Raw genomic sequence first — 6,488 nt, forward strand, 5'->3', positions numbered from 1 at the left:
TAAACTAAGCGCATGAGGTCTGACCTCTTAACTTGTTAAGGATATAGTGAATGCATCAACAACAATCTTTACAAACTGCCAGTGGCGCACGGATCGCAGTGGTTGCCGGTTTACGCACGCCTTTTGCTCGTCAGGCGAGTGCCTATCACGGTGTTCCGGCTGTTGATTTAGGCAAGATGGTGGTGAATGAACTCATCAAACGAGTTGACCTCGATGTGAAAGAAATACAGCAGTTGGTATTTGGCCAAGTGGTGCAAATGCCAGCAGCCCCCAATATTGCGCGAGAAATTGTCTTAGGCACGCCCTTAGATGTGTCTACTGACGCTTACAGCGTTTCGCGTGCTTGTGCTACTAGCTTTCAAGCTGCGGTAAATGTTACCGAGTCAATTATGGCCGGCACCATTGATTGCGGTATTGCTGGTGGCGCAGATTCATCTTCGGTATTGCCGATTGGGGTGAGTAAAAAGCTTGCTCGTAGCCTGCTAGATTTATCTAAGGCGCGTAGCCTAGGGCAACGTTGGAACATCATTAAACAACTACGAATTAAAGACTTGGCACCGGTGCCTCCTGCCGTAGCAGAATATTCAACCGGTATTTCCATGGGCCAAACCGCAGAGCAAATGGCCAAGACCCATGGCATTAAGCGAGAGGATCAAGACAAGCTGGCGGTGCGTTCTCATCATTTGGCTCACCAAGCTTGGGAAGAGGGTAAATTAGATGCTGAAGTGATGACCGCTTATCCAGAACCCTATCGCCATTCCATTAGCCGCGACAACAACGTGCGAGGCGATTCAAGCTTAGAGAAGTTGGCTAAGTTAAAGCCGGTGTTTGACCGCAAGCATGGCTCGGTAACGGCAGCCAATGCCACGCCTTTAACCGATGGCGCAGCGGCGGTGATGCTAATGCGTGAGGATAAAGCCAAGGCCTTAGGTTTGCCGATTTTAGGTTATATCAAGAGTTACGCCTTTGCTGGTATTGATGTTTGGCAAGACATGTTAATGGGGCCCTCTTATGCCACGCCCATTGCCTTGGATAGAGCGGGTATCGGCCTGCAAGATCTCGACTTAATTGAAATGCACGAAGCCTTTGCTGCGCAAACTCTAGCCAATATTAAGATGTTTGCCAGCGATGAGTTTGCTCGCTCAATTGGGCGCGATAAGGCGCTAGGCGAAATTGATATGGAGAAATTCAACGTAATGGGTAGCTCGATTGCTTATGGTCATCCCTTTGCGGCCACTGGTGCGCGAATGATTACCCAAATGCTTAATGAATTACGTCGCCGTGGTGGTGGCTTAGGCTTAACAACCGCTTGCGCCGCTGGTGGCCTAGGGGCAGCAATGGTGTTGGAGGTAGAATAATGGAACAGCAAACATTTAGCCTGAGCATAGAGCAAAATATTGCCTTATTAAAAATGGATGTGGCTGGCGAGAGCATGAACACCTTAAAGGCCGAATTCGGTCCAGAGTTGGACGCGATTCTTGATAATCTTTCCCAGCAATCGCAACTGCAAGGCCTAGTGGTGTATAGCGGTAAAGCGGATTCATTTGTGGCTGGGGCCGATATTGCCATGCTTGATGCCTGCGAGACAGCGGCTGATGCGCAGCAGCTATCACAACAGGGCCACAAAGTTTTTGCGCGTTTAGCAAGCCTACCGTTTCCCGTGATAGCGGCGATTCATGGCCCATGCTTAGGTGGCGGTTTAGAACTGGCTTTGGCCTGCGACTATCGAGTATGTAGCGATCACGATAAAACCAGCCTGGGTTTACCCGAGGTGCAGTTGGGCTTGTTGCCTGGCGGTGGAGGCACGCAGCGTTTAGCTAAGCTAGTGGGTTTGCAAAAAGCCTTAGAGATGATGCTTACTGGGAAACAGCTCAGAGCGAAACAAGCGCTTAAGAGTGGCTTGGTGGATGAAATGGTGCCAAATAGTGTATTGCTGGAGGTGGCCAAGAAGTATGCAGGAAAAGCCAAGCGCAAGCCTAAGCCAAAGTTATCGACTATCTCTAAATTACTAGAAAGCAATGCGCTTGGGCGCAATATTTTGTTTAGTCAGGTAACTAAACAAACCTTGAGTAAAACTCGAGGCAACTATCCCGCACCGATGGAAATTATTGCCTGTGTTAAAGCGGGGGTAGAGAAAAACAGCGAAGCGGCGTACCTAGAAGAAGCAGAACGTTTTTCTAAGCTGGTAAAAAGTCCAGAGTCTGCGGCCTTACGCGGCTTATTTTTTGCGTCTAATGAACTGAAAAAAGAAAGTTTATTTGAGGGAGTTGAACCGCGAAAAATTAAGCAGGTAGCGGTTTTAGGCGGCGGCTTAATGGGCGCGGGAATAGCCTTTGTCTCGGCTACCAAGGCTAAGGCGCAGGTTCGCATTAAAGATATTAGCGAAAAAGGCGTATTGGGTGGGTTAAATTACGCCTACAAACTACTGGATAAAAAGCGTCAACGACGTTTTATTTCGCATGCTCAATTGCAGCAACAAATGAACAATATTACCGGTGGTACCGACTTTACCGGCATGAAAAACAGTCAAATAGTGGTTGAGGCGGTATTTGAAGACTTAGCGCTTAAGCAGCAAATGGTGGCAGACATAGAAGCCAATTGTAATGAGCACACCATCTTTGCCAGTAATACTTCATCCCTGCCGATTGCTCAAATTGCGGCTAAGGCCGAGCGTCCCGAGCTGGTGATTGGTTTGCATTATTTTAGCCCAGTAGAAAAAATGCCCTTAGCTGAAATTATTCCGCATGCTGGTACTAATCAACAAACTATTGCCGATACCGTTGAGTTTGCGCGTAAGCAAGGTAAAACTGCCATTGTGGTGAAGGATGGCGCTGGCTTTTACGTGAATCGAATTTTGGCCCCCTATATGAACGAAGCCGCCATTTTGTTGTTGGAAGGTCAGAGTGTTGAACATCTAGATAAAACCCTGCTTGATTATGGTTTCCCAGTGGGCCCAATGACCTTATTAGATGAAGTGGGCATTGACGTAGGCGCTAAGATTGCGCCCATCTTGGAGGCGGAATTAGGTGCTCGTTTTAAAGCCCCGCAAGCCTTTAGTAAGTTAATTGACGATAAGCGCTTGGGTAAGAAAAATGGCCGCGGTTTTTATCTTTATCAAGGTAATAAGGGCAGAGCCAAAAAAGTGGATTTGCAAGTGTATTCGGTACTTGGGGTTAAACCCGGTAATCCAATGGACGCCGAACAACTGGCTAAACGCTGTGTTTATATGATGCTCAATGAAGCGGCACGCTGTTTAGATGAAGGAGTGATTAACAGTGCCAGAGATGGTGATTTAGGGGCGATTTTTGGCATTGGTTTCCCGCCATTCTTGGGCGGGCCGTTCCGCGCCATGGATAAAATTGGCTTAGCGAATTTAGTGCAAGAGCTAGAGGAGATGGCTTCTCTTTATGGAGAGCGTTTTGCGCCTTGTGAAGCTTTGAAACAAATGGCTGAAAATAAACAAAGCTATTACTGCTAGCTAAAGTGACATAGGAAAAGGGCCAAATGGCCCTTTTTTGTAAACCTAGTGAAGCTTATTTTATAGGAGATAATAGCGCTGGATTGACCACCAAGTTTCGCACTCCGTGGGCATGGTCTTCCTCAAATACATTTCCTTCACACCATTTGCCGACGGTATTGATGTTCACTTTAGCGACTTGTGGACGAACACTCCAAGATACTTGAAAAGGTGAAGCTTTTTCATTGTAGCTCGGCCCTGTGGTCGAGCCGGCATATTGCACTGCTTTGCCGGTATTAGTTGGGATGTTTAAGGCTTGTTGGAAGCCGTTGACCGTTCCGTGTTCGGTTAGGCGAATAAAATCTTCGGCTTGTTCGTCATTCACCAATACAAATACTTGGGTTTCCACCCGTAGTTGTGGGTTATTAATCGCTTCGCTTAAACAGGAACCCAAAGTCGGACCGGGAGATACTTGAGCGCTAGAGTGAACATAGTGAAGCTCGATAGTATCACCGGGGTAGAGGCTACCGTGTGCACTTGGGCAGATTTCATGAGCCACAGGTGCAAGCTCTGCCTCACTTAAATGGCCGCTGTACTGGTAGCCACTTTGATAACCGTGGCCATCACCATTACCCGCGTATTGGGTAAACTCGCCGCCTTTATGCTCAGCATTTTTATGGAAATGAATGTTACATAGGTTCATTTGGCTATAAGCCGGCGCTTGACTGAAGACGATGTCATTGTTGCCAAGCACTGAATCAATGTCTCTTGGCGATTGCGGGCCAAAGCCTTTGTTTTCGGTATTTATCGCGAGATTTTGGCGCTGATGAGCGATGTCTTGGTCTGTTACTGCGTGGTGAGTTGCACTGTGCTCGGTATTCGCGCTGGCGTTTAGCGCCAACAGAGCCGTAGCACTTAAAACTAAAAGCTGATGTGTGTTCATGAGTTAACTCCTATATATCTCATGTTGAAGACAGAAAAACGGCGAGCCTTATCGATGAGGCCCACGAAACTACGGCAAGAACCGAAACTGTTATGCCGAGCGCTTAGCGGGATCCTTCCAAGGGATAGCTGACGGGAAAATACATTTTACTGATGATGTTTTCATTAAAAATATAGCGATAAGTTAATGGCACTGCGTTCGATCAATTTTAGCGGTGAAAAGTGCTGTTGCGGTTTCACTTGTGCTTAGTCTTTCTGCTAAAATCCGCGGTTGCTGTTGAGGGTAGTCTGAGTGGTTAAAGTGTTGTTAGCGTTGTTAAGCTTGGTGTGCGCCTTATGGTGTTATATTGAAGCCTTTAAGTTTGCCTTACCTGCTTGGCGCTGGGCCTTATTAGGATTACTGTTGGGGCCTTTTTGTCTGCCTTTGCTGTGGACGCATCAACAATTAAATTTAAAACGCTATCAGGGTTTTAACGACGGCAGGCTTAAAGCTTAGCCTGCTGTTGTTAGTTGTAGCTGTATAAGGCTGCATCGCTCACAAAGTCGCTACGGTTTTCAATATAACGCACCGTTTCAAGATGGTGAGTATTAAGCGGCGCGTTGCGTGGGTGGCTGCTGCCATGATTGTACACAATAATGCGGTCGCGTCGTTTGCTCTTCAAACTCATCATAAACCTGACTAAGTCATGACGTTCTAGTTGCTCGATACATTCAGCTGCACGCTGGCGTTGATCAAAGTTTAAATCTTTATTGCCGATACTGACCCAAAAGCGTTGCGCTCGAGTGCGCATATTGCTTTCTGGCTCCAATATTTGTGCGACCAAACCTTGCTTGCTTTGTTGCCACTGCGCTTCGCTTAATTCAAACATTAATACCGGAAAATCGTCCAAAAAGTCGTTAATCGCATCAAATAGCATTTGTGGTTGGCCATGTGGTGACTGCACATAAAAGATAATGCCTGGATGGCGATTTAGCGGCAAATTTCCAGTACCAACGATATAGCCCAGTTGCTGTTTAGTGCGGAGTTCATTGAAGAAGCTAGAGGTCATGATGTGATTACTCAGCGTAAATAGTGCAATGTTCTCTGGGCTTAAGTCGGTGCTCTGGTAATACACCATCATCGCTGAATCATTTTGTTGGCATTGTACTTCATAAAGCAAGCTACCTTGATTTTTTATGCTGATAAGCTTTCTTGGCGTTTCCTTGGAGGGATTGGTAGTAGGAGCCATTTCTTGTTGAATATAATCACCCAGCGCGGAGATTTCTGATTCTGTCCAGTTACCATAAGCCAGCATTTCAACGTGAATATTGTGGTATAAACTTTCTACAAAACTGGGTAAGTCTTCGAGATGAACATCTTCCAGCGCTGCTAATAGTTCGCGAGGTGGTGGATTATTGGGTTGTAATAACGAGGTTAGTTCACCAAATAATTGGGAAATTGGCTTCACTTGCATTTGGTTATGCCAGTGTTTGGCCAGTTGCTGTTTGATAATGGCAAAACGCTTGGCCTCGAAATGCCCTAATAAGCGATTGCCCATGATCATTTTTAACAGCAATATTTGTTTATCGCTAAATCCAGAAAGGTGCAGGGTATAGCCACCTTGGTGGGCGTATAGTTGATAAGACATACCTGCAATTTCAGCTTGATAAGTCATCTCGCTGAGGTGGTCTAACATCAACTCTACCATCAGTCGAGTGCATACGATGTTACGTACCGAGGCCACGGCATGCGCAGAATCTACCGATACGTATAAGTGACCTTTAGGGACTTTAAATTCGGGTTCATTACTAAACCATAGGCGAAAACCCGGTTTATCAAGTAACAAGCGCGGCTGGGCTAGCTGATTGTCGGTTTCAACTAAACTGCTTGCTTCGTCTTCCATGGCTAGAAAAGGGTTGGCACTAGGCAAGTGTAAGCCTTCAATTTTACTGGGGTTTTGCCAGCGGTGGATGCGTTCCTCTTCAATCGCTTTAACCGCGTACGGGGTGTGGTACCACTTGGCCTTTCTATTGGTTTTTAGTTTGGGCGATACTAAACTGATACGCATCCGCTCGGGGCTCATTTGTTGCAGACAATGTTCGATTAGGC

Annotated in this window: 5 protein-coding genes; 3 read left to right on the plus strand and 2 right to left on the minus strand. The window is 46.5% G+C overall.

Annotated elements, in window-relative coordinates; translation table 11 throughout:
* Positions 1-50: 50 nt before the first annotated feature.
* Both fadI and fadJ read left to right on the plus strand, forming a co-directional pair.
* A complete protein-coding gene (fadI, locus tag ACQY6Q_RS07935; protein ID WP_427979929.1) occupies positions 51-1,358 on the plus strand; it encodes an acetyl-CoA C-acyltransferase FadI in 1,308 nt (435 codons plus the stop codon).
* Complete coding sequence (gene fadJ / locus ACQY6Q_RS07940) at positions 1,358-3,478, plus strand: fatty acid oxidation complex subunit alpha FadJ (RefSeq protein ID WP_427979932.1); 2,121 nt, start codon at positions 1,358-1,360, stop codon at positions 3,476-3,478. The genes fadI and fadJ overlap by 1 nt, the downstream gene beginning before the upstream one ends.
* 55 nt (positions 3,479-3,533) lie before the next feature.
* Here fadJ and ACQY6Q_RS07945 read toward each other — a convergent pair whose 3' ends face one another.
* The gene (locus ACQY6Q_RS07945; protein ID WP_427979934.1) at positions 3,534-4,400 is read right to left on the minus strand and encodes a delta-class carbonic anhydrase; all 867 of its coding nucleotides are present in this window, start codon (positions 4,398-4,400) and stop codon (positions 3,534-3,536) included.
* Between the two features lie 291 nt (positions 4,401-4,691).
* Here ACQY6Q_RS07945 and ACQY6Q_RS07950 point away from each other — a divergent pair, with 291 nt between their 5' ends.
* Complete coding sequence (locus tag ACQY6Q_RS07950) at positions 4,692-4,895, plus strand: hypothetical protein (RefSeq protein ID WP_427979937.1); 204 nt, start codon at positions 4,692-4,694, stop codon at positions 4,893-4,895.
* 10 nt (positions 4,896-4,905) lie between these two features.
* On the opposite strand, the gene ACQY6Q_RS07955 is transcribed toward ACQY6Q_RS07950, so the two are convergent.
* On the minus strand, positions 4,906-6,488 hold a 1,583-nt coding region (locus ACQY6Q_RS07955; RefSeq protein ID WP_427979939.1), incomplete at its 5' end, for an insulinase family protein.

This window comes from Agarivorans sp. (assembly GCF_050295395.1).
Classification (GTDB): Bacteria; Pseudomonadota; Gammaproteobacteria; order Enterobacterales; family Celerinatantimonadaceae; genus Agarivorans.